Annotated in this window: 20 protein-coding genes and 1 tRNA gene; 7 read left to right on the forward strand and 14 right to left on the reverse strand. The window is 74.7% G+C overall.

Translation table 11 applies throughout. From position 1 onward, the window contains the following. Window positions 1-136: 136 nt before the first annotated feature. Genes ACZ63H_RS05035 through ACZ63H_RS05070 form a run of 8 tightly spaced genes read right to left on the reverse strand, consistent with a single transcriptional unit; the run spans window position 137 to window position 7,620 of the window. The gene (locus tag ACZ63H_RS05035; RefSeq protein WP_469862260.1) at window positions 137-1,792 is read right to left on the reverse strand and encodes an AMP-binding protein; all 1,656 of its coding nucleotides are present in this window, start codon (window positions 1,790-1,792) and stop codon (window positions 137-139) included. Continuing rightward, window positions 1,789-2,910, reverse strand: a complete 1,122-nt coding sequence (locus tag ACZ63H_RS05040) for a Glu/Leu/Phe/Val dehydrogenase dimerization domain-containing protein (protein WP_469862262.1) — start codon at window positions 2,908-2,910, stop codon at window positions 1,789-1,791. Before ACZ63H_RS05040 ends, ACZ63H_RS05035 begins: the two co-directional genes overlap by 4 nt. Before the next feature lie 43 nt (window positions 2,911-2,953). Further along, on the reverse strand, window positions 2,954-3,517 hold the full coding sequence (locus ACZ63H_RS05045) for a type 1 glutamine amidotransferase (protein ID WP_469862264.1): 564 nt from the start codon (window positions 3,515-3,517) through the stop codon (window positions 2,954-2,956). An 11-nt stretch (window positions 3,518-3,528) separates the two neighbouring features. Then, window positions 3,529-4,335 (reverse strand): amino acid kinase family protein, encoded by an 807-nt coding sequence (locus tag ACZ63H_RS05050; protein WP_469862266.1) that lies wholly within the window; start codon window positions 4,333-4,335, stop codon window positions 3,529-3,531. Beyond that, a complete protein-coding gene (argC, locus tag ACZ63H_RS05055; RefSeq protein ID WP_469862268.1) occupies window positions 4,332-5,387 on the reverse strand; it encodes an N-acetyl-gamma-glutamyl-phosphate reductase in 1,056 nt (351 codons plus the stop codon). Before argC ends, ACZ63H_RS05050 begins: the two co-directional genes overlap by 4 nt. Continuing rightward, window positions 5,384-6,235, reverse strand: coding sequence for an ATP-grasp domain-containing protein (locus tag ACZ63H_RS05060; RefSeq protein ID WP_469862270.1), 852 nt, complete (start codon window positions 6,233-6,235; stop codon window positions 5,384-5,386). The genes argC and ACZ63H_RS05060 overlap by 4 nt, the downstream gene beginning before the upstream one ends. Beyond that, the gene (locus ACZ63H_RS05065; RefSeq protein ID WP_469862272.1) at window positions 6,235-6,420 is read right to left on the reverse strand and encodes a lysine biosynthesis protein LysW; all 186 of its coding nucleotides are present in this window, start codon (window positions 6,418-6,420) and stop codon (window positions 6,235-6,237) included. Before ACZ63H_RS05065 ends, ACZ63H_RS05060 begins: the two co-directional genes overlap by 1 nt. 45 nt (window positions 6,421-6,465) lie before the next feature. Next, a complete protein-coding gene (locus ACZ63H_RS05070; RefSeq protein WP_469862273.1) occupies window positions 6,466-7,620 on the reverse strand; it encodes an isopropylmalate synthase in 1,155 nt (384 codons plus the stop codon). A 268-nt stretch (window positions 7,621-7,888) separates the two neighbouring features. Between ACZ63H_RS05070 and ACZ63H_RS05075 the strand changes: the two genes are divergently transcribed. After that, complete coding sequence (locus tag ACZ63H_RS05075) at window positions 7,889-8,644, forward strand: maleate cis-trans isomerase family protein (RefSeq protein WP_469862275.1); 756 nt, start codon at window positions 7,889-7,891, stop codon at window positions 8,642-8,644. Window positions 8,645-8,702: 58 nt separating this feature from the next. On the opposite strand, the gene ACZ63H_RS05080 is transcribed toward ACZ63H_RS05075, so the two are convergent. The 5 genes from ACZ63H_RS05080 to ACZ63H_RS05100 form a co-directional block, all read right to left on the reverse strand. Further along, window positions 8,703-9,434, reverse strand: coding sequence for a response regulator transcription factor (locus ACZ63H_RS05080; RefSeq protein WP_469862277.1), 732 nt, complete (start codon window positions 9,432-9,434; stop codon window positions 8,703-8,705). A gap of 45 nt (window positions 9,435-9,479) precedes the next feature. After that, window positions 9,480-10,688: an IS701 family transposase gene (locus ACZ63H_RS05085; RefSeq protein WP_469862279.1), complete on the reverse strand. Its 1,209-nt coding sequence runs from the start codon at window positions 10,686-10,688 to the stop codon at window positions 9,480-9,482. A 346-nt stretch (window positions 10,689-11,034) separates the two neighbouring features. Then, window positions 11,035-11,883 carry an alpha/beta fold hydrolase gene (locus tag ACZ63H_RS05090; RefSeq protein WP_469862281.1) on the reverse strand — a complete coding sequence of 283 codons (849 nt, stop codon included), beginning with the start codon at window positions 11,881-11,883 and terminating at the stop codon, window positions 11,035-11,037. Between the two features lie 111 nt (window positions 11,884-11,994). Continuing rightward, window positions 11,995-13,239 carry an MFS transporter gene (locus tag ACZ63H_RS05095; RefSeq protein ID WP_469862282.1) on the reverse strand — a complete coding sequence of 415 codons (1,245 nt, stop codon included), beginning with the start codon at window positions 13,237-13,239 and terminating at the stop codon, window positions 11,995-11,997. 217 nt (window positions 13,240-13,456) lie between these two features. Then, window positions 13,457-13,999 (reverse strand): SDR family oxidoreductase, encoded by a 543-nt coding sequence (locus tag ACZ63H_RS05100; RefSeq protein ID WP_469862284.1) that lies wholly within the window; start codon window positions 13,997-13,999, stop codon window positions 13,457-13,459. A gap of 229 nt (window positions 14,000-14,228) precedes the next feature. On the opposite strand from ACZ63H_RS05100, the gene ACZ63H_RS05105 reads away from it, so the two are divergent. The 5 genes from ACZ63H_RS05105 (at window position 14,229) to ACZ63H_RS05125 (ending at window position 23,354) form a co-directional block, all read left to right on the forward strand. Beyond that, window positions 14,229-17,522, forward strand: a complete 3,294-nt coding sequence (locus ACZ63H_RS05105; protein ID WP_469862286.1) for an ATP-binding protein — start codon at window positions 14,229-14,231, stop codon at window positions 17,520-17,522. Window positions 17,523-17,624: 102 nt separating this feature from the next. Then, window positions 17,625-18,446 carry a MerR family transcriptional regulator gene (locus ACZ63H_RS05110; RefSeq protein WP_469862288.1) on the forward strand — a complete coding sequence of 274 codons (822 nt, stop codon included), beginning with the start codon at window positions 17,625-17,627 and terminating at the stop codon, window positions 18,444-18,446. A gap of 143 nt (window positions 18,447-18,589) precedes the next feature. Continuing rightward, window positions 18,590-21,997: a CHAT domain-containing protein gene (locus ACZ63H_RS05115; protein ID WP_469862290.1), complete on the forward strand. Its 3,408-nt coding sequence runs from the start codon at window positions 18,590-18,592 to the stop codon at window positions 21,995-21,997. Then, window positions 21,994-22,686 (forward strand): hypothetical protein, encoded by a 693-nt coding sequence (locus ACZ63H_RS05120; RefSeq protein ID WP_469862292.1) that lies wholly within the window; start codon window positions 21,994-21,996, stop codon window positions 22,684-22,686. Before ACZ63H_RS05115 ends, ACZ63H_RS05120 begins: the two co-directional genes overlap by 4 nt. Then, complete coding sequence (locus ACZ63H_RS05125) at window positions 22,686-23,354, forward strand: RES family NAD+ phosphorylase (RefSeq protein ID WP_469862293.1); 669 nt, start codon at window positions 22,686-22,688, stop codon at window positions 23,352-23,354. Before ACZ63H_RS05120 ends, ACZ63H_RS05125 begins: the two co-directional genes overlap by 1 nt. A 110-nt stretch (window positions 23,355-23,464) precedes the next feature. Here ACZ63H_RS05125 and ACZ63H_RS05130 read toward each other — a convergent pair. Then, a tRNA-Ala gene (locus tag ACZ63H_RS05130) sits at window positions 23,465-23,537 on the reverse strand. Between the two features lie 183 nt (window positions 23,538-23,720). Here ACZ63H_RS05130 and ACZ63H_RS05135 point away from each other — a divergent pair. Then, window positions 23,721-24,269: a helix-turn-helix domain-containing protein gene (locus ACZ63H_RS05135; RefSeq protein ID WP_467937825.1), complete on the forward strand. Its 549-nt coding sequence runs from the start codon at window positions 23,721-23,723 to the stop codon at window positions 24,267-24,269. Window position 24,270: the final 1 nt, after the last annotated feature.

The raw sequence follows: 24,270 nt of genomic DNA on the forward strand, positions 1-24,270 counted from the left end.
GCCGCGGGCGGGGTCGCCCCGGAAGCCGGGGGCCCGGCCGGCTGCGGAGCCGGGCGGGAGATGCCCTGCGGGGCCGGTTCCCCGGCCGGCGGCGCGGCCGGGGAGGCAGTGGTGTGCGGGGCGGTGGACACCTGGGTCACCCCGTTCCGTAGCGGTGGCGCAGTTCGGCCTTGCGGACCTTGCCGGTCAGGGTCTTGGGCAGGGCGGGCAGCAGCTCGACGCGGTCCGGGAGGAAGCGTTCGTCGTGCCCGGACTCGCGGACCCGGTCGCGGATCTCGGCCAGGGTCGGGGTCTGGCCGTCGCGCGGGACGACGACCGCGCAGATGACGGGGTCGGCGCCGGCGGCGGGCGTAAGGCCGACCAGCGCCGCCTCGACGGCCTTCGGGTGGCTGCCGACGACCGCCTCCAGCTCGGTCATCGGCGCCACCTGCCCGTCGCGGACGATGGCGTCCCGGGCCCGGCCGACGATGCGGATGCCGCCGCGCCCGTCGTCCCGGGCCAGGTCCCCGGTGTCGAACCAGCCGTCCGCGTCGAACTCGGCGGCGAAGACCTCCTCGCGCCGGTAGTAGCCGAGGGCGAGGGAGGCCCCGCGCACCTTCAGCCGGCCCGTGCCGTCGGCGCCGGGCGCCTCGATGCGGAAGCGCATGGCGTCGATGGGACTGCCGTTGCTGTACGCGGCCCAGTCCTCCGGGTCGGCGGGCCGGGTCATGGTGACGGGCCCGTTCTCGGACATGCCCCACAGCGAGTACGTCCGCGCCCCCAGCGTCGCGTGCACCTCGTCGGCCAGCTCCTTCAGCACCGGCGCGGAACCGATGACCACGTGCCGCAGGGTGCCGGTGTCCCGCTTCTCCACCCGCTGGGAGGCGGCCACGTCGGCGAGCGTGGCCGGCGGCCCGTACAGCAGCGTGGCGCCGTAGCGCTCCACGAGGTCGAGCAGCGCCTCGTTCTTGCGGACGTCCTGGAAGGCGACGGTGCCGCCGAGCATGACGCCGCCGAGGACGCCCTGCGCGAAGCCGGAGTAGTGCACCAGCGGGGTGGACACCGCGGCCACCCAGTCCTCGCCGGAGGCGAACGCGTCGACATAGCCGCGCACGGCCGAGTGGACGGTGTTCTGGCTGTGCAGCACGCCCTTGGACTCGCCGGTGGTACCGGAGGTGAACAGCACCACGAACGGCTCGTCGGGCCCGAGGGCCAGGCCCTCCAGCCGCGCCTCGGCGCCGGGCTCCTCCTCCCGGGGCACGGCCACGAAGTGCTCGTGGAAGGACATGGCGCCGTCCGGCACGGGACCGTCCACGACCGCCACGTGGGCGAGCGTGGGCAGCTCGGCCCGCAGCCCGGTGACGATCTTCGCCAGCGGGGTGCCCGACCACTCGGGGAGCGTGACGGCCACCCGGGCCTCGGTCAGCCCGAGCCGGTGCCGCAGCTCCTCCTCGGGACAGATCGGGGAGATCGGGCAGATGACGGCGCCGACGCGCATGCACGCGAACATCAGCGGCACCATCTCCCACCGGTTGGGCAGCTGGACGGCGACGACGTCACCGCGGCGCACGCCGAGCCGGAGCAGGGCGAGCGCGAACCGGTCGGTGAGCCGGGCCAGTTCGGCGTAGTCCAGGGTGTCGGTGCGGGACTCGGCGACCCGCCGGCCGGCGATGGCCAGCCGGTGCGGGCGCTCGCGGGCCTGGCGGCGCAGGTCGTCCAGGAAGGTCTCGGTGCGCCACCAGCCGCGGCGCAGGTACTCGGCGGCTTCCCCGGGGGTGGCGGCCGGGTGCCGGGTCTCGGCCGGGGCGGTCATCGCAGCAGCTCCCCCCGGCGGGTGGCGAGCAGTTCGGGCAGCGGGTCGCCCGCCCGGCCGGCCGCGATCTCCAGCAGGGCCCGGGTGTTCTGCCGCACCCGGTCGCCGATCCAGTCGAAGACCCACGCCTTGCGGGCGTCGGCGGCCAGGTCGAAGGGGACGACCCGGGTGACGGCCAGGGCGGCCGCGCCGGCCCCGCCGATGTTGGCGATGACCCCCGGCACCAGCGTGGCGCCGGCCGCCCGGGCCTTCTCCCGCGCCTCGGCGTCGGAGGCGAGGTTGGCGCCCTCGACGACCAGGGCGGCGCGCAGCCGGTGGACGTTGCCGGCGTTCAGCGCGTGCTTCTGCGCGGCGAGGACCAGCACGTCGGCGTCCACGTCGAGCCAGGCGTCCGGCTCGCCGGAGGTGGTGACGTGCTGCGGCAGCCGGGAGCGGTCGATCCGGCCGAACTCGTCGGTGATGGCGACGAGGTCGGCCACCGGCAGCCGGTCGGCGCTGATGGTGCCCTGGACGTCGGCGACGGCCACGACGGAGTGGCCGCGCTCCTCCAGGAACCGGGCGACCGCGCGGCCCACGGCGCCGAAGCCCTGCACCACGACCCGGGCGGCCTCGCTGCGGCCGCTGGTCTCCAGCGCGGTGAGCGCGGCGACGCCGACGCCGTGCCCGGTGACGTCGATGAGCGGCTCGTAGTAGGTGCGCCAGTCGACGGGCATGTCCGGGGCGCCCAGGCGGTACCGCGGGTCGTAGCCGGCCTCGGCGAAGAACACGGCCCGGTCGGCGGGGGTGACGCCCATGTCGATGCCGAGGTGGATGCCGCCGTGCAGCAGGGGCTTGACGGTGCGGCCGAAGGTGCGGAAGGTCTCCTCGCGGTCGCCGCCGTCGGAGACGATGCCGCCCTTGGCGCCGCCGATGCGCAGGCCCGCCAGGGTGAACTTGTCGGTCATGTCACGGGCGAGGCCGCGCACTTCCTCCTCGGTGACGTGGGGGGTCATCCGCACGCCGCCCATGGCCAGGCCGTCGACCAGGCTGTCGACGACCACCCAGCCCTTGACGGCGCCCCCGCTGCCGTTCAGGTGGACGACGAACGCGGGCTCCTGGCTGTCTTCCGTGAAACTCATGGCAACTGCCAACTCCTCGGGTCGGTGGGTGGTGCGGCGGGGGTCACTGGTAGAGCTGGGTGAAACCGCGCAGGATCTCCCGGCCGTCGCTGCGGAACTCCAGGTGCGCCTGGGAGCCGTAGACGCGTCCGTCGTCGGAGCGCAGGAACTCCACGGGGGCGTGCTCGGAGCGTCCGATGGAGCGGTAGCCGGCCGGCGCCTGCCGGAGGTAGAGGGTGTGCCGGTGGAACACCGTCACGGTCGGCTTGACGTAGGTGAACAGCGGTTCTTCCTTGTCGACCTGGGCCTCGTGGCCGCCGACCCGCTGGGGGCCCTCGACCAGTTCGCCGCCGGCCGCGACGGCGAGGATCTGCATGCCGCCGCAGATGCCGAACACCGGCACGCCGGAGGTCATGACCAGGTCGATGAGCGGCTTGTAGTGCTCCTGGTCGAACGCCCGCACCTTGGTGCCGCTCAGCACGATCGCCTGGTAGCGGCCGTCGAGCCGGGCGGGGACGGACACCGCGTCGACCGCGTCGGTGGCCGAGCCGAGCTCCTCGAAGCGGCGGCGCAGCTGGGGCAGGGACAGGGTCCCGTTGTTGACGACCAGGACACGGGGCTGCGCCACGTGCGTCCTCCTCACGTTCGCGTGATGACGGTGCCGGTGCGGGCGGCGAGCAGGTCGGAGACCGGCGCGCTGCCGATGACGACCCGGTCCACCCCGCGTTCCAGGGCCTCGCCGGCCGCCCGCAGCTTCTTGCGCATGCCGCCGGTGGCGCCCTTGTCGCGGAACGCGGCGGCGGCCTCGGCGCTGATCTCGCGCACCGGCTCGCCGTCGATCAGCAGATGGGTGACGTCGGTGACCAGCACCAGGTCGGGCGCGCCGACGGCCCCGGCGAGGGCGGCGGCGGCCCGGTCGGCGTCGGTGTTGACCTCGCGGCCCGCCGTGTTGCGGGCCAGCGGGGTGACGAGCCGGGCCCGGCCGGGCTCCAGGTCCTTCAGCTGGGCCGGGTCGGCGTCCGTGACCGGGCCGACCAGGTTCTCCAGCTCGACCAGCTGCTTGTCCTGCCACCACCAGCGCTCGGCCACGCCGGCCGCGAGGATCCCGTCGCTGCCGAGGAGGCGGTCGGCGTCCAGGCCGCGGTCGCGCAGCCGCTGGAGCACCTCCTCGCCGAGCCGGGCGCTGACGGTCTTGATGTCCTCGATGACCTCGGGCGTGGTCCAGCGGCTCTGGTTGCCGTACCGGTCGCGCAGGATCGCCGAGGGCTCGCGGTAGCGGGCGCTCAGCTTCTTCAGCGGCTTGGACCAGCCGTGCACCAGGACCAGCGGGCGCTCGCGGCCCAGCCGGGCCAGGTCGTCCCACCAGGTCCCGTCGAGGTCGTCCACGGCGCTGCCGCCGAGCTTGACGACGGCCGGGGCGTCCTTGGGAGGGGGTGCGCTGCTCATGCGGGCATCACCGGGTGCATCGTCAGGCCCGTCTCCTCGGGCAGTCCGAATCGGAGGTTGACCGCCTGGACGGCCTGGCCGGCGGCGCCCTTGACCAGGTTGTCCAGCGCGGCGAGGACGACGATCCGGCCGCCCTCCTCGTCGTACATGGGCGTCACGTCGCAGTAGTTGGAGCCGAGGACGGCCTGCGGGTCGGGCACCGGGATCAGCGTCTCGGTGTTGCGCCGCACCCGCACGAACCGGTGCTCCTTGTAGAAGCGCAGGTACGCCCGTTGCAGCGTGCGCTGGTCGATCTCGGCGTCGGTGAAGACGTAGCTGCTGGTGAGCAGGCCGCGCACGTGCGAGACGCCGTACGCCGACATGCTCAGCGAGCCGACCGAGCCGGGCTTGCCGCGCTCCAGGAAGTCGCTGACCTCGGCCGCGTGCCGGTGGCCGGTGGGCGCGTACGGGGCGATGGCACCGTTGCGGAAGGGGTGCAGGTCGGCGGTGCGCAGGTGCAGGCCGCCGCCGCTGGAGCCGCTCTTGCCGTCCACCACCACGGTCTTCAGGTCCAGGCCGAGGCCCAGGGTGAGCGGGGCCAGGCCCAGGGTGATGGCGGTGGCGTAGCAGCCCGGCAGCGAGATCAGCGCCGCGCCGGCCAGTTGGTCGCCGATCAGCTCCGGCACGCCGTAGACGAACCGGTCGGCCAGGTCGGTGCGGCGCTCCACCTTCGGGTACCACCGGGCGTGCCGCTCGGGGGTGCGGATGCGGAAGGCGCCGCTGAGGTCGACGATGGCCGGGACCCGGTCGGCGAGCAGCGCGGCCAGCTCCGCGGAGACCGGGGCGGGGGTGGCCAGCAGCAGGACGTCGACCTGGCCGGCGACGTCCTCGGTGACCGGCTGCACGGTCAGACCGGTGTCGATGCGCAGGCCGGGGTGCAGCTCGGCCGGCCGCCTGCCGACGTTGGAGGAGCCGCCGAGGAAGGTCAGCTCCAGGTCGGGGTGCTGGGTGATCAGTCGGATGAGTTCGCCGCCGGCCAGCCCGGAGGCGCCGACGACTCCTACGCGGATCATGCGAGCAGCTCCTGCACGTAGCGGGCGATGGCCGAGGGGACGTCCGCGCCGGTGGCCGTGGCCACGGCCCGGAAGCCGGGCGCGTGGTTGACCTCGTTGACGACGTAGCCGTCGCCGGTGCGGAACAGGTCGATGCCGTAGATCCCGGGGCCCAGCTCCGCCGTCACCGCGTCGGTGATCTTCACGATGTCGGGGTCGTGGGCGAGGGCGCGGCTGTCGTTGCCGAGGGCGGCGTTGTTGCGCCAGTCGGTGCCGCCGCTGGCGAACTCGGCGGCGCCGACCAGTTCCCGGCCCACGACCAGGCAGCGCACCGAGGTGCCGCCGCCGATGTACGGCTCCACCAGGCAGGCCTGCTCGAAGGCGTGGCCGAGGTCCTCGACGTAGTCGTAGACGGACTGGGCGGTGTCGGTGTGGCGGATCAGGGTGACCCGCTTGCCCATCCCGCCGAAGACCGGCTTGAGGACGACGGGGGTCTCCAGCTCCGCCAGGGCCTGGGTGAAGTCCTTGCGGGACAGCACCAGCCGGAAGTCCGGCACCGGGACGCCGGCGGCGCGCAGCACGGTGCGCAGCGCGGCCTTGTTCTCGCAGGCGTGGATGGCGCGGGCGGTGTTGACGGTGCGGGCGCCGGCGGCCTCGGCGAGGCTCGCGACGAGGCCGCCGCGGGTGTAGCTGCGGCTGCGGACGAGCAGCACCTCGTAGTCCCGTACCGAGGGGGCGTCCGGATCGCCGAGGCACAGGGACTCGTCGTTGACCCAGTCGACCGACAGCCCGAAGGCCCCGGCCCGCTGGATCAGCTCGCGTTCCTCCCAGGCGATCCGGTCCGCGACGACGGCGACCTTGGTGCCCATCACTGGCCCCAGTCGCGGAGCTGGACCTCGACCGTCTCCAGGGTCAGCCGCCCGTCGGAGATGTCCTCGACCCGCAGCGTCAGCAGGCACTCGGGGCAGGACAGGGTCTCGCCCTGGACGACCGGCGGCACGGTCAGGTCGGTCTCGCACTCGGGGCAGGCGCCGGAGAGGGTGGCGGTGGTCATGGTGGGACTCCGTTTCCTGAAGAGGGGACGGTGGGAGGGGGTGGTTCAGGCGGCGGCCTGGAAGTCGACCGCGGCCTTGCGGACCGCGTCGCGGTCCAGGACGGGGCCGCCGGCGGCCACCTGGCGGTCGGTCAGCCAGGCGGTGAAGGCGTCGACGTCGACGTCGACCCCGGAGTCGGCCAGCGCCCACTTCACGAGGGCCGGGGTCAGCCGGGTGCGCACCCGCAGCTCGCGGGAGCCGCCGACGAGTTCGGCCGGCAGGGTCTCGTAGGCCTCCGGGTTGCCGAGCTGGCCGGGCAGCTCGTAGGCGAAGGCGTGCGGGGTGGTCGGGCCGGACTGGAAGGCGTCACCGAGGCCGGCGCCCCTCAGGGCGATCCGGGACAGCTCGGTGAGGTGGGTGAGGTCGAAGCGGGTGTCGCCGTGCACGACCCGCAGCGAGGTGAGCAGCTCGGCCAGCGGGGCGTTGCCGCCGCGCTCGCCGATGCCGCCGACGGTCGCGGAGATCCACCGGGCACCGGCGCGGACGGCGGCGAGCGAGTTGGCGACCGCCATGCCCAGCATGTTGTGCGAGTGGATCTCGATCTCCGACCCGTCGATCGCGGTGAGGTCCGCGATCTTCGCCTCCATCTGCCAGGGCGAGAGGTAGGCGACGGTCTCGGCGAGCCGGAACCGGTCGGCCCCCGCCTCGAAGCCGGAGGTCACGTAGGGGACGAGCCGCTCCCGGGGGGTGCGGGCGCCGTCCTCGCCGCTGAAGGTGACGTGGAAGCCGCGCTCCTTGGCCTGCGAGATCGCCGAACGGGCCAGCGCCTGGAGGAGCTTGGCGCTCGGCGTGCCCAGCTTCAGGGTGGCGTGCTGCTCCGAGGTGGGGATGGAGTACATGATGTGGCGCACGCCGAGCCGCTCGGCCTCGTCGAGGGCCCGGGCCACCTGCTGGCGGTCGCGCACCACGAGCAGCGTCATGCTGCGCTCGGGGCCCACGGCCTCGTGCACGGCCTCGATCAGCGGCGCGTCCTTGGACCCGGGGCCGGAGACCATGCCCACCTCGACCAGTTCGACGCCGGTGCGCACCAGCAGGCCGGCGATGGCCGCCGCGTCCCTCGGGCCGAACTCGACGCCCGCCATGTGCGCGGAGTCGCGCAGGGTGGCGTCGGATATCAGGGGCGGGTTCGGGAGTTTCTCGTGGTTTTCCGGTGCTGCCATTTCAGTTCACTCCTTGTTCCGGAAAGGGGTTGCCCGCAGCGTTTCCGGACGAGTTCGGTGAACCGCAATCCGGGAACGATTGCGGCTGGCGCTGCACAACAGAATCCGGCCCGGGGCGGGCGCCTGGCAATGAAAGGAGCGTCAGAAGGCCGTGGAAAAGTGTCAGGGAGTGTCAAGAACTACAGCGTCTGCAAGAAGGGTGTGGCCGTACGCAAGAGTCCGCCGAATACGGCGCCCGGGCGGGCGCGGCGCGCCTACCGTGCGATACATGGACCTTCTCTCACTGCCCCGGCTGGGGCTCGTCGTCCCGCCGGAGAACCCGACCGCCGAACCGGAGTTCGCCACGCTGCTCGCCGGCCGGGTGAACGTGTACACGGCCCGCTTCCCGACCACGCCCGGGCTCGGTCTGAAGGACATGCTGGAGACCTACAACCGGGTCCTGCCCGACACCCTCGGCCGCTTCGGCGGCATGCGGCTGGACGGGGCCGTGGTGGCGTGCAGCGCCTCCCACTACCTGCTCGGCCCGGACGGCGACCGCGCCTTCTGCGCCGAGCTGTCCGAGCGCACGGGCTACCCCGTGTGGTCCTCCACCCAGGCGATCCTCGCCACCTGCGCGGCCCTCGGCATACGCCGGCTGAGCCTGGTCTCGCCGTACCAGCCGTGGCTCACCGACACCTCCCGCGCCTTCTGGGAGGAGGCCGGCCTCACCGTCGACGGGGTCGTGACGGTGCCGGCGCGCGAGACCCCCGGCGAGGAGCCGCACCACGATCCGTACCAGGTCACGACCGCGCGGATACGCGACCGCCTCGCCGCGTCCGACCTGCCCGCGGACACCGCCCTGCTGTTCACCGGGACCGGCATGGGCACCCTCGCGGCGCTCGCCGAGCTGGCCCGGCGCGAGCCCGGCCGGACCCTGCTCACGTCCAACCTGGCGTCGGCGTGGTGGGCCCGCCGCGCCCTGGCCGACGGCGACGCGGACGCGGCGCACCCCCTGCTGCGCCGCCTGGAGACGGCGACGGTGTGAACCCGGACGGGGCCCCGTCCGCACCGTCGACCGGTGAACCGTCCGGGCTGTCCGGGGCCTACGACGCCTCGGACAGCTCGGGCGTCCGCGGCCACTCGGACTCCTCCGGGCGCTCGGCGGCGCGGCAGTCGCCGTAGCCCATCCGGTAGCCCACGCCGCGGACCGTGGTGATCCACCGGCTGGAGCCGAGTTTCGACCGCAGACTGCTCACATGGGTGTCGATGGTGCGGCTGGTGCAGGCCCAGTTGCTGCCCCACACCTTCGCCATCAGTTCCTTCCGCGACACGACCGTCTCGGAATTGCGGGCCAGCACGTACAACAACTCGAATTCCTTCGAGGTGACCGGTACCAGCCGGTCGTGCAGCCACACCTCACGGGTACGCGGGTCGATATGCAGCGGGCGCAGGGAAATCGTCTTCTCCGGGGCCGGTGCGCGGTGCGCCCGGCGCAGTACGGCCTCTATCCGCGCGCTTATCTCCCGGAATCCCCAGGTCTTCACGACGCAGTCGTCCGCACCGGCGCGCAGTGCGAGGACCCGCTCCAGTTCGTCGTCCTCGTCGGTCACGGCGATCAGGGGGATGTCGCCGGCGCTGCGCACCGACCGGCACACCTCCAGCCCGTCCATGTCCGACAGCTCCAGCGAGAGCAGCACCAGATCCGCGTCGTGGTATGTCCGCAGCGCCCGTGCCCCGGTGTGCACGCTCCGCGTGGTGTACCCCTGTCTGCGCAGATCCCGCTCGGTCGCCTCGGCCGCGGCGGCGTCCCGTTCCACCACGAGTACGTTGGTCACCCCTGCCGTCCCCTCTTCATCACTTGGCTCGCTCCCCGGTGGCCGTCAGCCCGCGGCCCTGCTCGGCTCGGCCGCGGGGGCGGCCGGCGGCGACAGGGGCGCGCGTTCCGGGACGTCGTCGAGGTACTGGTAGGCGTACGCGGCCGAGGCCATCGTCATGTGGTGGTGCCAGCCCGGGAAGGAACGGCCCTCGAAGTCCAGGACGCCGAGACGGTTCTGCAGCACGGAGACGGCCGACAGGGCGGCGGTCCGGCCCCGCACCAGCGACAGGACCTCGTCCACCGGTCCGTCGGTGAGGCTGGTGAGCCAGTACCGGGCGGGCAGCCGGCCGTCCAGGGCGGGCCGCTCCAGGATCCGGTAGGCGCGCGAGCCGCCGTCGGCGCCGGACGGCTGCGGCAGCCGGACCGTGCCGGTGTAGGTGTGGATCGTCACGGCCTTGGTGCGGCCGTCCGGGGCCTGCCGCATCATCACGTGCGGCTGCCGGGCGTGCCGTACGCCCATCAGCCCGCCGACCGTGCGCACGGTCGGCGTGTGCTGGCCGACGAGCACGATCTGGCCGGGGTCGACCTCGGCCACCACGTCCAGCCGTTCCCGGGCCAGGCCCACGAGCACACCGGCCGCGTCGTCGCACCGGCTCAGGTCCAGGACCCAGGGCAGTCCGGCCCCGTGCGGCAGCGTGACCGCGTCGGCGGCGTAGCCGAGGACGTGGCCGCCGACCGGGCGCTGCCTCTCCTCGTCCGGTATGCGGGCCCGCCGCCGGCGCTCCGGGTCGCCGGCCCAGGGGCCGCTGAGCACCAGGCTCCAGTCGACCGGGAAGGCCCCCTGGGCGCCGGCCAGGAACAGGCCCAGCGCGTGCTGGCAGTTGACGGCCTGCCGGGTCGCGGGGTCCACCCGGCGGTGCACCCCCACCGAGTGGCCGCCGTTCTTCGGGATGACCAGCTCGGCGACCGTCCAGGCGTAGGGCGCGGCCGTCGCGGCCACCCGCCGGGCGAGCCTGCGGCGCACGGGCCGCCAGTCCCAGGAGCTGGCGTTGATGAACTGGTGCAGTCCGCGCAGCGCCGCCGTGGGTAAAAAGTCCTCCCGGGCCATGCGTCGCGGGGTCTTCTTGCCGGAGCCGTGGAGCAGGGCCCACAGATAGGCCCGGGCCCAGCGGTGCTGTTCCACTCTGTGCAGTGATCGGAATATGTCCTCGACAAACCTCTGTATACGTGGATCGTCGCTGCTCGTTGCCATGCGCGTCTCACTCGACGACATAAACGCTACGTCCCCTCGTATTTCGTAACGCTCGCTGTGAGGCCGGTGCATCGTGCATGTGCCCGAGCCACAAAATACCCTCGGATCCACAATTCTGTCCGTCGCCCGTACGGCACTTCGCTACTTCCCGGGCTGAGCTGGGCAAACGCGATCGGGCGACGGGCATGGAGGGCCCTTGGCACGGGTCGGTAAATGCCGGTTGACCCAATACTGATGCCCCCGCCCGACCGAGATCGAGGGGTTGTCAAAATCATATGAACAAACCCTTTGCCGCGGGCACGCCGATGACCGCCGAAGGCCGGGGGATACCTTCGGCGGTCCGCTCGTCGGGCCCGCGTGGCGCTGATCAGTCGCGTTGTGCCGCCAGGGTGTCGAGCCAGTTGCCCAGCAGGCCGTGCACGGTGTCCGGCTGGTCGAGATGGACGTTGTGCCCGGCACCGTCGACGACGGCGTAGGTGGCGCGCGGGTAGTGGTCCAGCAGCTCCAGCTGGTCCCGCCAGCCGACCATGTGGTCCTGGCGCCCCGTCACCACCAGATGGGTGCCGTCGTGCGTGCCGAAGCGGGACTCCGGGGCCCGCCGGAACAGGTACGCCTCGCGTAACGCGGCGGCGTCCGCGCGGTGGTGGGCGCGGAAGCCGGGCAGCACGTGGTCGCGGAAGGCGTTCCAGCCGGCGTCGTCCTGGTACAGCGCGATGCTCGTGAACACCTCGCGATCGGCCGGGTCGAGCGCGGCCAGCAGCGCCTCGTCCCGGGCGAGCACCTCCCGCTCGGGCAGCGCCCGCTCCCCGTCCGGCTTGACCAGCGGCGCGATCAGCGCGGCGCCCAGCACCCGCGGGCCCCTCCCGGCGATCAGCCCGCGGGCGAGCTGGCCGCCGTAGGAGATGCCCACGACCACGAACGGCTCGGCACCGACGACCTCGTCCACGAACCGCAGCACCGCCTCGCCCATGGCCTCCGCCGTGACCGGCCCGGTCAGCCGGGGCGAGCGGCCGCAGCCGGGCAGGTCGACGTAGAGCCGCCGCCAGCCGCGGCGCGCGGCGAACACGGGCTCCAGCGGCAGCAGGAGCCGGTGGTCGACGGTGTGGCCGTGCAGCAGCACCACGGGCGTGCCGGAGCCGAACTCGACATGGTGCAGCGGCCGCTGCGCCGGCTTCGGCCTCCCGGCGGTCTTCGTCGGTCCAGTCTCTTCGGTCATGGCTCCACGGTCCGGTGATGACGATCCGGTGTCGGCGGGGATGGGGGGGACGGGGTGGTGCCACGGCGGTACGGCGGGGAGGGCGATCGTCCCCGCCGCCGCACGCCGTGCCTACGCCACCGGGCGCTTGGCGGGGAAGCCGTGGCCGCGGGCGGCCACGACGACGGCGATCACCGGCAGCATCAGCAGCAGCACGCTCCACGGCAGCGAGTCGCTGCCGGTCAGGTCGAGCAGCACACCGCCGATGACACCGCCGCCCGCCATGGCGACGTTCCACAGCGTCACCAGCATGGCCTGGGCCGCGTCGGCCGCCTTCTCGCCGCCCGCGTCACCGGCCGCGGTCTGCAGCAGGGTCGGCACCCCGCCCCAGCCCAGGCCCCACAGCACGGCCGCGAGGTAGACGAGCGCGGTCTGGTCCGCGAACACCGCCAGCACCGCGGCGGCCACCGCGACCAGCAGCGAGCTGGCGATCGTCAGCACCCGCAGCCGGTGGTGGATCTGCGCGCCGACGATCCAGATGCTGGCCAGCGAGGCGATGCCGAACACCAGCAGCACCAGGTCGGTGTTGCCGCCCATGCCGAGGTCGTCGAGGAACGTGGCGATGTAGGCGTAGATGATGGTGTGCGCGAGGACGAAGACCAGCGTCACGAACAGCACCGGCACCACACCGGGGACCTTCAGCGCGTGCAGCATCTTCGGCCGCTCGCCGCGCTCCTGGCCCGGGTAGTCCGGTACGGCGGCGGCGATCCACGCCAGCAGCAGGACGGTGAGCGCGGTCATCGCGAGGAAGGCCACGCGCCAGTCGGTCACCTTGCCGAGGAACGTGCCGGCGGGCACGCCGAGGGAGAGCGCGACGGGGATGCCCGCCATCGCCACGGCGATGGCCCGGCCCTGCAGCGGCACCGGGGCCAGCCGGCGCGCGTAACCGGCGAGCAGCGCCCAGGCCAGGCCCGCCGCGACACCGGCGACGAAGCGCGCCGCCATCGTCAGCCCGTACACGGAGGACAGCGCGGTGACGGTGTTGGCGACGGCGAAGCCGGCCATGGAGGTCAGCAGCAGCCGCTTGCGGTGCCAGCCGGCGGTCGCCGCCGTCAGCGGGATCGCGGTCAGCGCGGTGCCGAGGGCGTAGATGGTGACCGTCTGCCCGGTCGCGGACTCGCTCACGTTCAGGTCGTCGCTCATGGACGGGAGCAGACCGGCGGGCAGGGTCTCGGTGAGGCTCGTGATGAACACGGCGGTGGCGAGGGCCAGCAGGGCGAACAGGGGCAGCTTCTGCTGCTCGCCGGCGCCCGGCCGGCCCGCCTCGGCGCCGGTCCGCGCGGGCGAACCGGCCGCGGTATCGGGTGTGGTGCTCATGGGGTGTGCTCCAGGTTTTCGGGGACGGAGTGGGTGAACGCTCGGGGTGGGCCCCAGGGACGGGGCGGACCGGGGGGACCGGGCGGCCCGGGGGGATCGGGCGGCCCCACAGGCCCCGAGGGCCCGGGGCCGGCCGGCCGGGTGCGCCGGTGCGCCGGCCGCGGTCCCCGGCCCGCCGGCCGGGTGCGCCGGTACGCCGTCATGACCGTCATGACCGTCATGACCGGCTCAGGCCCCCGTCGACCGGCAGGCGGGCACCGGTGGTGAACGTGGCGTCGGTGGCCAGGAACAGCGCGGCCCGGGCGACCTCCTCGGCGGCACCGAGGCGGCCCAGGGGCGGCAGGGGCACCCCGTCGCCGCCCGGCGCCTCGATACAGCCCGGCGCCACGGCGTTGACGCGGATGCCCCGGGAGACCAGCTCGCCGGCCAGCGCGTGCACGGCGGCGGGCGAGGGCGCCGGGGTCATGAGGACGACCGCGCCACCGTCCCTGAGGCGTGCCAGCAGCGGCCGGGCGGTGGCCACGACATCCGCGAACAGCCAGTCGACGGCACCCCCGGGACCCAGGCAGGCGGTCACGTCCGAAGGCGCGACGACCCGGGCGGCGGAGCCCAGTTCGCCGCCGAGGCGGTCCCGCTCCCGCGTGGTGCGGGCGGTCAGCACGACCTGGGCGCCGCCCTCCACCAGACGCTTGGCCACGGCCAGCCCGATGGCGGTGGCCTCTCCGACGACTACGGCCGTCCGGCCCGCGTACTTGGTCATGCCGCTTCCTCTTCCTTCACCGCACCTGCCACGACGGCTCGGTGGGAACGACCATGCGCCGGGGCGCTTCGGGAAAGCTTCGGAACGGCTTACGGCCCGCTCACGGGCGCCCGGCAGCGGCTGACGGACGGCTGACGCACGACCGGCGACCGGGGAAAACCCCTGGTGGACGCCGTAGGGACCGGGCGGACACCCAACCGGACCGGCTCCGTGACGTACAGTGACGCACATGCGGTTTGGGGTGCTCGGCCCACTGACGGTGTGGGACGACGAGGGGGTGGCCGTCAGGGTTCCCGAGGCGAAGGTCCGGGCGCTGCTCGCCGCCCTGCTCGCACACGACGGCGGACCGGTCTCCGCCGACCGGCTGATCCACGACCTCTGGGGCGACCGCCCGCCGGGCCGGCCCGCCGGCGCGCTCCAGGCGAAGGTCTCGCAGCTGCGCCGGGTGCTGGGCCGGGACCGGGTGCCGCTCCAGCCGGCCGGCTACCGGCTGCGGCTGGAGGACACCGACGAGGTGGACGCCGACCGGTTCCGCGCCCTGGTGGACCGGGCCCGCGCCGTCACCGGCCCGGACGAGCGGGCCGCGCTGCTGACCGAGGCCCTCGGGCTGTGGCGGGGTCCGGCCTACGCCGACTTCGCCGACCACGACTTCGTGCGCGGGGCGGCGCAGCGCCTGACCGACCAGCGGCTGTCCGTGCTGGAGGAGCAGGCCGAGGCCCGCCTCGCGGCCGGCGAACACGTGCTGCTCGCCGGGGAGCTGGCCGACCTGGTGGCCCGGCACCCGCTGCGGGAGCGGCTGCGCGCGCTCCAGATACGGGCGCTGTACGCGGCCGGCCGGCAGAGCGAGGCCCTCGCGGCCTACGAGGACCTGCGCGCCCGGCTGGTGGCCGACCTGGGCGTCGAGCCGAGCCCCGAACTCGCCGCGCTGCACCAGGCGGTGCTCCGCCAGGACCCCGCGCTGGCCCTCGCGCCCCGCCCCGCCCCCGCCCCCGCCGACGCCGCGCCCGCCCCGGAACCCGCCGCACCGCAGCCCGCCCCGCCCCCCGCGCCCGCCCCCTCCAACCTGCCCGCCTCCCTCACCCCCCTCATCGGCCGCCGCGACGCGCTCGACCAGGTCACCGGACTGCTGCGCGCCACCCGGCTGGTGACCCTGACCGGCCCCGGCGGGGTGGGCAAGACCCGGCTGGCCGTGGCCGCGGCCGACGCCCTGCTCGGTGGCGCGTCCGCCGCCGAACCGGCCGACGGCGCCTGGTTCGTGGAGTTCTCCGGCGTGCGCGGCGGGGCCGTCGCCGACCTCGCCCAGGTCGTCGCCGCCTCCCTCGGCATCAGCGACCACGCGCCCTCCGCCGTACCCGTCTCCGGTGCCGGCACCCGCTCCCCCGCGCACCACCTCGCCGCCGTCCTGCGCGACCGCCGCACCCTGCTCGTGCTCGACAACTGCGAACACGTCGTGGACGCCGCCGCCGAACTCACCGCCCTGCTCCTGCGCACCGCGCCCGGCCTGCGCGTCCTGGCCACCAGCCAGGAACCACTGGGCCTGCCGGGCGAGGAGGTGTTCCTGGTCGAGCCGCTGCCCACCGACGACGCGGTACGGCTGTTCACCCAGCGCGCCGCCGCCGCGGCCCCCGGCTTCTCGCTCGCCCCCGACGCCTGCGACGACGGCGACCGGGCCGCCGTCACGGAGATCTGCCGCCGCCTCGACGGCATCCCGCTCGCCCTGGAACTGGCGGCCACCCGGGTCCGCGCGCTCGGCGTGCGCGAGCTGGCGGCCCGGCTCGGCGACCGGTTCCAGCTGCTGACCTCGGGACGGCGCGGGGCACCCGAACGCCAGCAGACCCTGCGCGCGGTGATCGACTGGAGCTGGGAACTGCTCAGCGCGCCCGAGCGCATCGTGCTGCGCCGGCTGGCCGCGTTCAGCGACGGCTGCGACCTGCGGGCGGCCGAGGCGGTGTGCGCGGGCGACGGCGTGGCCTGCCCCGAGGTGCCCGACCTGGTGACCCGGCTGGTCGACCGGTCCCTGGTGGTCGTCGTGACCGGACCGGCCGGCCCGCGCTACCGGCTGCTGGAGTCCGTCGCCGCGTACGCCACCGAGCGACTGCACGAGCTGGAGGACCTCGCCGCCGTACGCGACCGGCATCTGCGCCACTACCTCGCGCTCGCCGAACGCGCCGAGCCCGAGCTGCGCGGCCCCGGGCAGCGGTCCTGGCTCGCCCGGCTCGACGCCGAGTCCGGCAATCTGCGCTCGGCCCTGGACGAGGCCGTGCGCCGGGCCGCCGCCGGGCACCCGGAGCAGGCGGCCCGGCTGGCCACCGCGCTGGCCTGGTGGTGGCTGCTGCGCGGCCGGCTCGCCCAGGCGCGCCGCAGCCTGCGCGCGGTGCTGGACACCGCGACGACGGCCGCCCCGGACGGCGACCGGTTCGAACTGACCCTGCTGTACACGGCGTTCGCCCTGCTCACCGGTGACCGCGACCCGGCCGACACCCTGCCGGACGAACCCGTCGGCGCCGACCCGGTACGGCGGGCCCGGTCGCTGTGGCTGTGCGCGTACGGCCTGTTCAGCGCGGGGGCGGTGGCCGACAGCGGGGAGCTGAACGACCGGGCGCTGACCCTGTTCACCCGCGCCGGCGACCAGTGGGGCACCGCCGCCGCGCTCGGCCTGCGGGCCACGCTCGCGCTGATCCGCGGCGACCTCGCCGGGCTGGGCCGTGACGGCCGGCGCAGCGCCGCGCTCTTCCGTGAGCTGGGCGACCGCTGGGGCGAGCTCCAGACGGTGTCACCGCTGGCGGCGCTCGCGGAGATCAAGGGCGAGTACGAGGAGGCCGTGCACCGCCAGTACGAGGGGCTGCGGATGGCCCGCGAACTGGGCCTCGCGGCCGAGGTGTCGGCCCGGCTGTCCGGCCTCGGCCGGCTCGCGCTGCTGTCCCACGACTGGGACCGCGCCCGCGACCTGCACGAGCAGGCGCGGCGCAGCGCCGCCGAGCAGGGCTACAAGTACGGGGAGATCCACGCCGGGATGGGGCTCGCGCTCGGTGCCCGCCGCTCCGGGGACCTCGACGCCGCCGAGGCGCATCTGCGGCACCTGCGCGAGGGGTACGCCGACGTGTCCTCGCAGGCCGGCGACCATCTGCTGCTGGCCGAGCTGGGCTTCGTCGCCGAACTGCGCGGCGACGCCGACGGGGCCGCGGCCCACCATCTGCGCGGTCTGGAGGTGGCCCGCGCGATCGGCGAGCCACGGGCGCTCGCGCTGTCCCTGGAGGGCCTCGCGGGCGCGGCCGCCCTGCGCGGCACCGGCCCCGCCGCGGCCTGCGCGGCCCTGCTGCTCGGCGCGGCGGACGCGGCCCGCCGCAGCGTGGGCGCGCCCCTGCCGCCGGCCGAGCGCACCGACGTCGACCGTGTCGAGCGGGCCGCCCGCGCCGTCCTGGGCGACGCGGCCTTCACCCGGTCCTTCGGCGACGGTGCCCGGCTGACCCCCGAGGAGGCCCTGCGCGAGGCGGCCCCGGCGCTGGACGGCGCCCGCCGCTGACCGGGCGCGGGCCACGAAGTCCCCCGCCGTTTCCTCCGGTCCCTCGGCGACCGGGCCCCTCTTGACCCTCACACCGTGTCAGGCGGTCGACTCGGAGACATCATGTTCACCATCGGAGACTTCGCCCGGCACGGCCGCGTCTCGGTCCGGATGCTGCGTCACTACGACGCCACCGGCCTGCTGCGCCCGGCCCACGTCGACCCCGCCAGCGGCTACCGCCACTACGGCGCCGCCCAGCTCGCCCGCCTCAACCGGATCATCGCGCTCAAGGACCTCGGCTTCACCCTCCGCCAGGTCCGGGACATCGTGGACGAGAAGGTCGGCGCCGAGGAGCTGCGCGGCATGCTGCGGCTGCGGCGGGCCGAGCTGGAGAGTGCCATGGCCGCCACGGAAGCACGGCTGGTCCAGGTCGAGGCGCGGCTCCGAGCGATCGAGAGCGAGGGGCACATGCCCACGAACGATGTCGTCCTCAAGAGCGTCCCCGCCGTCCGGGTGGCGGAGCTGACCGCGACCGCCGAGAGCTACCAGCCCGAGGACATCGGCCCGGTCATCGGCCCGCTCTACGAAGAGCTGTTCCGCCGCCTGGACAGCGCGGGCATCGCCCCGACGGGTCCCGGCATCGCCTCCTACGAGGACGCCCCGGAGGGCGGCGGCAGGATCACCGTGCACGCCGCCGTCCAGGTCTCCGCACCGCTCCAGGACGGCGCCGTCCGCGTCCTCGACCTGCCGTCCCTGGACCGGGCGGCGACCATCGTGCACCGCGGCCCGATGGACACCGTGCTGCCCACGGCCCAGGCCCTGGCCCACTGGATCGACACCCACGGCTACCACTCGGCCGGCTACCCCCGCGAGATCAGCCTGGAGTGCCCGGACGACCGCGACGACTGGGTGACGGAACTCCAGGCACCGGTCCACCGCCCCTGACCGCCCGGGCGGGTCCCGGGCGGGTTCCGGGTGCCGAACGGGCGCCGGCCGTAAAAGCCCGGCATTCGGCCCTCGTGGTGGCGGAAGTCTCGTCATCATGGGGGCCGGAGCGGGCTGTCGTCCTCGGGACGGGAGGAGTGCCGGTGGGGGAAGAAGAAGAGAGCGGGGGCGTCCGGGCGGTGCGGGCCTGGGCCCACCAGGCCATCGGCCGGGCGAAGGCGCTGCTGCCGGCGCCGGACACCGTCGTCAAGGCCTCCCGCGCCCACGACGACGCGGTCGGCGAACTGGAGGCCCTCTCCCGGCTGCTGGACCACGATCCGGGGCTGCGCGGCTCGGTCACCGTGTGGCTCGGCGGCGCCCTCACCCTGCGGCACGTCGCCGGGGGCGGGGTGCCCGCGGACCGGGAGCGGGCGCACGGCCTGCTGCGGGACGCGCGGGATGCGGCGACGGAGATCGGCGCCGCGGTCCGTGCCGAGGACCGGCGGTGGGCCGCGCTGTTCCTGCTGACCCACGCGATGCCGTTGCAGGAGATGCTGGGCGGGCTGCCGCCGGAACCGGACGCCACCGCGATGTTCGACATGATCGCGCGGGAGGGCCCGGCCGGAATGGCCGCCTTCGCGGCCGGGGTGCGGGAGCTGGTGGCCGACGCGGCCGAGCTGCCGTTGCCGCCGGAGCAGCTGCGGCAGCTGCGGCAGGTGCGCGACCTCTACGACCGTCCCTCGGCGGACGGGATGACCGACCTGTTCACGAGCCTCCTGCCCGACGACGGCAGTCCGTTCACCGAGCGGATGCGGCAGATGATGACGGACCTGCTGAGGACGGCCGGCGGCGCGGGCCCGGAGACGGGGGCGGGTCCGGAGACAGGGACGGGCCCGGGCGCCGGCGGGGATCCGCGCACGGGCGCGGACCCGGCACCCGGCGCCGGTACCGGCCCGGCCCCGGCCGGCGCGGACGCCCCCCGGCCCCCCACCCGCACCGCCGCCCCACCCGGCGACGGCCCCCCGTCCCCGCTCCGCACCCCCGACGACTTCCGCCGGATGTTCGTCGCGCTGCAGGCGGTCAACACCACGTCGCTGGACTTCGTGAACGGTGCCGGCGGCGGGGATCCCGCCGCCCTGGAGCAGCAGCTCCGGCGGCTGCGCGAGGCGCTGGAAGGGCTGCCGGACGGCGTGCCGGGACGGGACGGCATCGAGGGCATGATGGCCATGCTGCTGAACGTGAGCGAGGGCGCGGGCGGCACCCTCCAGGACCTGGAACTCGGTCTCGCGCACACGCGGTCCCTCGTCGACTACCTGCGGCGCACGTCGCGGAGCCCGATCCCCATGGCCGACGGCTTCGCGGTCATGGCGGACGTGATGGAGCTGGTGACCGCCGTCCGGGTCGCCGGCCAGGCCGAGGACGTGCGACAGCTCCGCGACCTGCTGCCCCGCGCGGAGGCCCTCGCCGGCTCCGTTCCCGAGGACCACGACTTCCGCTGCATGGCCCTCATCGCCCGCGCCGCGGTCCGCCTCATGCTCGGCCGCTCCACCCTGGACAAGGAGCTGATGCTGCGCGGCTTCGCGGACCTGGACGAGGGCCGGGAGGCCGCGCGGAACAGCGTCCTGCCGATCAGGGACGAGGATCTCGACGCGATGGTCCCCGACCTCGCGGCCCTGCGCGCCTACCTCACCGACGCCCCCGACGGCCTCCCGGAGCGGGAGGTGCCGCCGCCCGACGCCCCCGCCGACCGGCTGCACTCCGCCGCGAACCGCCTCGGCATGCGCTACAGCCTGACCAAGGACCCGGCCGACCTCGACGCCGCCGTCACCACGCTGGAGCGGCTGCGCGAGCACATCCGGCAGGGCCGGGCCCCGCGCGTCGCGGCCGAGTCCCTGTGGACGCTCGCCGAGTCCTACCGCGCCCGCTGGCACCGGGAACGGAACACGTCCGACGCGGACGCCGCCACCGACGCGGCGAACGAGGCCCTGGCCACCCTCGCCGCCGACGTCCTCCTCCAGCACGGCGCCGAACACCGCCTGACGACCGCCCGCAACGGCGCCTCCCTCGGCGTGCGGGCCGCCCTGTGGGCCGCCGCGCACGGCAGGGTGGAGGACGCGGTCACCGCGCTGGAGCTGGGCCGGGCCCTCGTGCTGCACGCGGCGGCCACCTCGAAGGCCGTACCGGACCTGCTCCAGGAGCGCGGCCATGCCGAACTCGCCGAAGCCTGGCGGGACTCCGGCGCCCAGGAGACCGGGGAACTGCCCGCCGGGCTGCCCAGCACCCTGCGCCGCAAGGCCCTGGAGGCCCTCGGCTACCGGGACCGGGGCGGCCTGCTCGGCACCCCCACGCTGCGCGAACTCGCGGACGGCGTCGGCGAGTCCGGCGCGGACGCGCTGATCTACCTGGTCCCCGGTGACGGCGGCGCGGCCCCGGGCATGCTGCTCGCGGTGGGCCCGGAGATCGGCATCGGTTTCGGCGCCCTGCCCATGCTGGCCGAGACGGAGTCCGAGCCGCTGAGGCGGTACCTGGACGCGGCCGCCGCCCGTTCCGCCGGCCCGGACCACGGCGGCCCGGCGGAGCGGCAGGCGTGGGAAGAGGCCCTGGACGACCTGTGCGACTGGGCGTACGAGGTGTTCGCCCACGTGCTCGCCGGGCTGGAGAAGCACCTGCCGGACAGCGGGCCCGGCCGTCGCACGCCCCGGGTCGTCCTGGTGCCCTGCGGCCGCCTCGGGGTGGTCCCCTGGCACGCCGCCCGCTTCCCCGCCGGCGCCCCGTACGACTACCTCTGCCAGGCGCTGGTGATCAGCTACGCGGCGTCCGGAAGCCAGTTCCTGCGTACGATCACCCGCGCGCCCCGCGCCCCGGTCTCCGCCCCCGCCCTGGTGGCCGACCCGAGCCTCTCCCTGACGTTCGCCGAGCCGGAGGTCCTCCAGCTGCGCGAGGCCTTCTATCCGGGGGCGCGGCTGTACGGCGACTTCGCCACCCTGCCGCCCGACTCGGTGCCGGCCGGAACCCCGGACCAGCTGCTGGCCCTGCTCGCCCAGGACCACTCGGTGGTCCATCTGGCCACGCACGGGGTGGCGGGCGTACGGCCGACGGAGTCCGCCCTGCACCTCGCCCCCGCCGACGGCGAGGAGAGCGGCCGGCTCACCGTGACCCGGCTCCTCGACCGGCCGGGGCCCGCCGGGCCCGCGGCGCCGGACGGCCCGCTGATCGTGCTCAGCGCCTGCGAGACCGACCTGAGCACCCGGGACCACGACGAGGCCCTGACCCTCACCACCGCGTTCGTCTCCGGCGGCGCACGCGATGTCGTGGGCTCGCGGTGGATCGCCCAGGACAGCGCCTCGGCCCTGCTGATGACGGTCTTCCACCACCGTCTGCGGGCCGGGCTCAGCCCCGTGGACGCCCTGCGCGCCGCGCAGTCGTGGATGCTCGACCCGGACCGTGAGGACCCGGGCTGCCTGACCGACGACCTGCGCCCGGACGTCCGCCGGCCCGATCTGCGCCGGCCCCTGCTGTGGGCCGCGTTCATCCACCAGGGCCACCCCGGCCCGGGGAAGGAGACCGCATGACCACGGGTGAGGACGGCGGGACGAGGTTGCTCGCCCTCGTCGACGAGCACCTCGACGACATCCGCGCCCGGCTGACCGCCGAGCAGTACGAGCTGCTGCTCACACGGCTGCGGGCCCTCGCCGGCACCGCGCCTGACGACCCGAGGGCCGTACGCCGGGCCTTCCAGGCCGTACGGCTCTGCCTGGTGCCGCTGCCCTACGACCATCCGGTGCGCGCGGCCCTGGACTCCGCCCGGCTCGCCGGTGCGGCGACGGCCGGCCGGCCGGTCGTGCTGCGCACCCGGGACCTGCTGACCCGGCTCGCGGCCGGTCCGCCGCCGTCCCCCGGCACCGCGGCCGTCATCGCCGCCGTCGAACGCCGACTGCTCCACGCGCCCGCCCTCTCGGCCGCCGAGGCCCGCGCCCGCTGCCACGGCGCCGCGCCACCGCCCGAGCTGATCCGGCTCGCCGACCCCGGCCGCGGCGACCGCTACCCGGAGTTCCAGTTCGAGCCGGGCGGCGGGGCACCGTACGCGGTCGTCCTGCGGATCAACCGGGTGCTGCTGGCCGACGTGGACCCGTGGGGCGCCGCCGACTGGTGGCTGAGCCGCAATCTGTGGCTCGGCGGGGGACCGCCCGCCGCGCTGCTGGGCGTCCGGCCGGACCGCGACCTGGTGGGCGCGGCCGTGGCACTGGTGGAGGGGGACTGATGCACGAGGCAACCGTGTCGCCCTCCGGTTACCGCTTCCGGCCGCACTGGGAGCTGCTGCCCGCCGGCACCCCGCTCTGGCGGATGCACCCGTCCCGGTTCGCGCCCGTGGAGTTCAAGCCGTTCGACCCGGACGACCCCGCGCCCGGCCGCTTCCACGGCACACCCGAGGACCCGTACCCCTGCCTGTACGCGGCGACGGACCCCGAGACCGCGCTCGCCGAGACCCTGCTGCGCTCGGTCCCCTACGACCCGGAGACCGGCATGCGGCTGGTCATGTGGCGCCAGGTGCGGGGCAGGGCGCTGAACGTGGTGCGCACGCGGTGCGAACTGAAACTGGTCTCGCTGCTGTCCGGGGCGGCCCTCGCCGCCGTCTGCCAGGACAACCGCCTGCTGGAGGACGAGGGCCCGGAGCACTACGCGCACACGCGCCGGTGGGCCCGGGAGATCAGGGCCCAGGCACCCGACGCCATGGGGATGATCTGGGCCTCCCGGCGCAACCCGTCCCAGCGGTGCGTCGTCCTCTTCGGCGACCGCCTCGCGGACGACCCGCTCGTCGCCCTGCCGTACCGCAGCATCCCGGACCTCGGCTCCCCACCCGGCATCCAGGAGACCAACCAGCTGCTGGAACCCCTGCGCGCGGCCGTCAGATCCCCCCTGCACCACTGACCCCGCCGCACGGCGGGCCGCGGCGGGGTCACAGCGGGCACGCGGTATCCGCTCACCACGGCAAAAACCCCTCTCACCTGCGAACGCGCAGATCAGAGGGGTTTTGTCCGTGGAGCCTAGGGGAGTCGAACCCCTGACATCCGCCATGCAAAGACGGCGCTCTACCAACTGAGCTAAGGCCCCGGGAGGGCAGCGACCGGCCGGGTGGATCGGGTTCCGGCGGGCGCCGCAGACCAGAGTACCGGGTCACCCCCCGTATCCCGCAAAAAGATTGGGGGTCCCCGTGGATGACCACTCTCCGTAAGATGCTCGACGTGGTTCGCTACAGCGAACCGCGGTTTTCAGGGGAAGCGATGGGGAGACGCAATGGACGCCGCACAGCAGGAAGCCACCGCGAGAGCGCGGGAGCTGCAGCGGAACTGGTACGGGGAGCCGTTGGGGGCGCTCTTCCGCAAGCTCATCGACGATCTCGGGCTGAACCAGGCCCGGCTCGCGGCGGTCCTCGGCCTGTCCGCCCCGATGCTCTCCCAGCTGATGAGCGGCCAGCGCGCGAAGATCGGCAACCCCGCCGTCGTCCAGCGGGTGCAGCTGCTGCAGGAGTTGGCGTCCCAGGTCGCGGACGGCAGCGTCAGCGCCGCCGAGGCGACCGAGCGCATGGAGGAGATCAAGAAGTCGCAAGGGGGATCCGTGCTCAGCAACACCACCCAGACCACCGGCGGCTCGGGCGCGCCCACGGTCAAGCGCGTGGTCCGGGAGATCCAGTCGCTGCTGCGCTCGGTGGCCGCCGCGGGTGACATCATCGACGCCGCCGACGCCCTCGCGCCGAGCCACCCCGAACTCGCCGAGTTCCTCCGCGTCTACGGCGCCGGCCGCACCGCCGACGCCGTCGCGCACTACCAGTCCCACCAGAACTGAG

Source organism: Streptomyces sp. NPDC104831 (assembly GCF_055583025.1).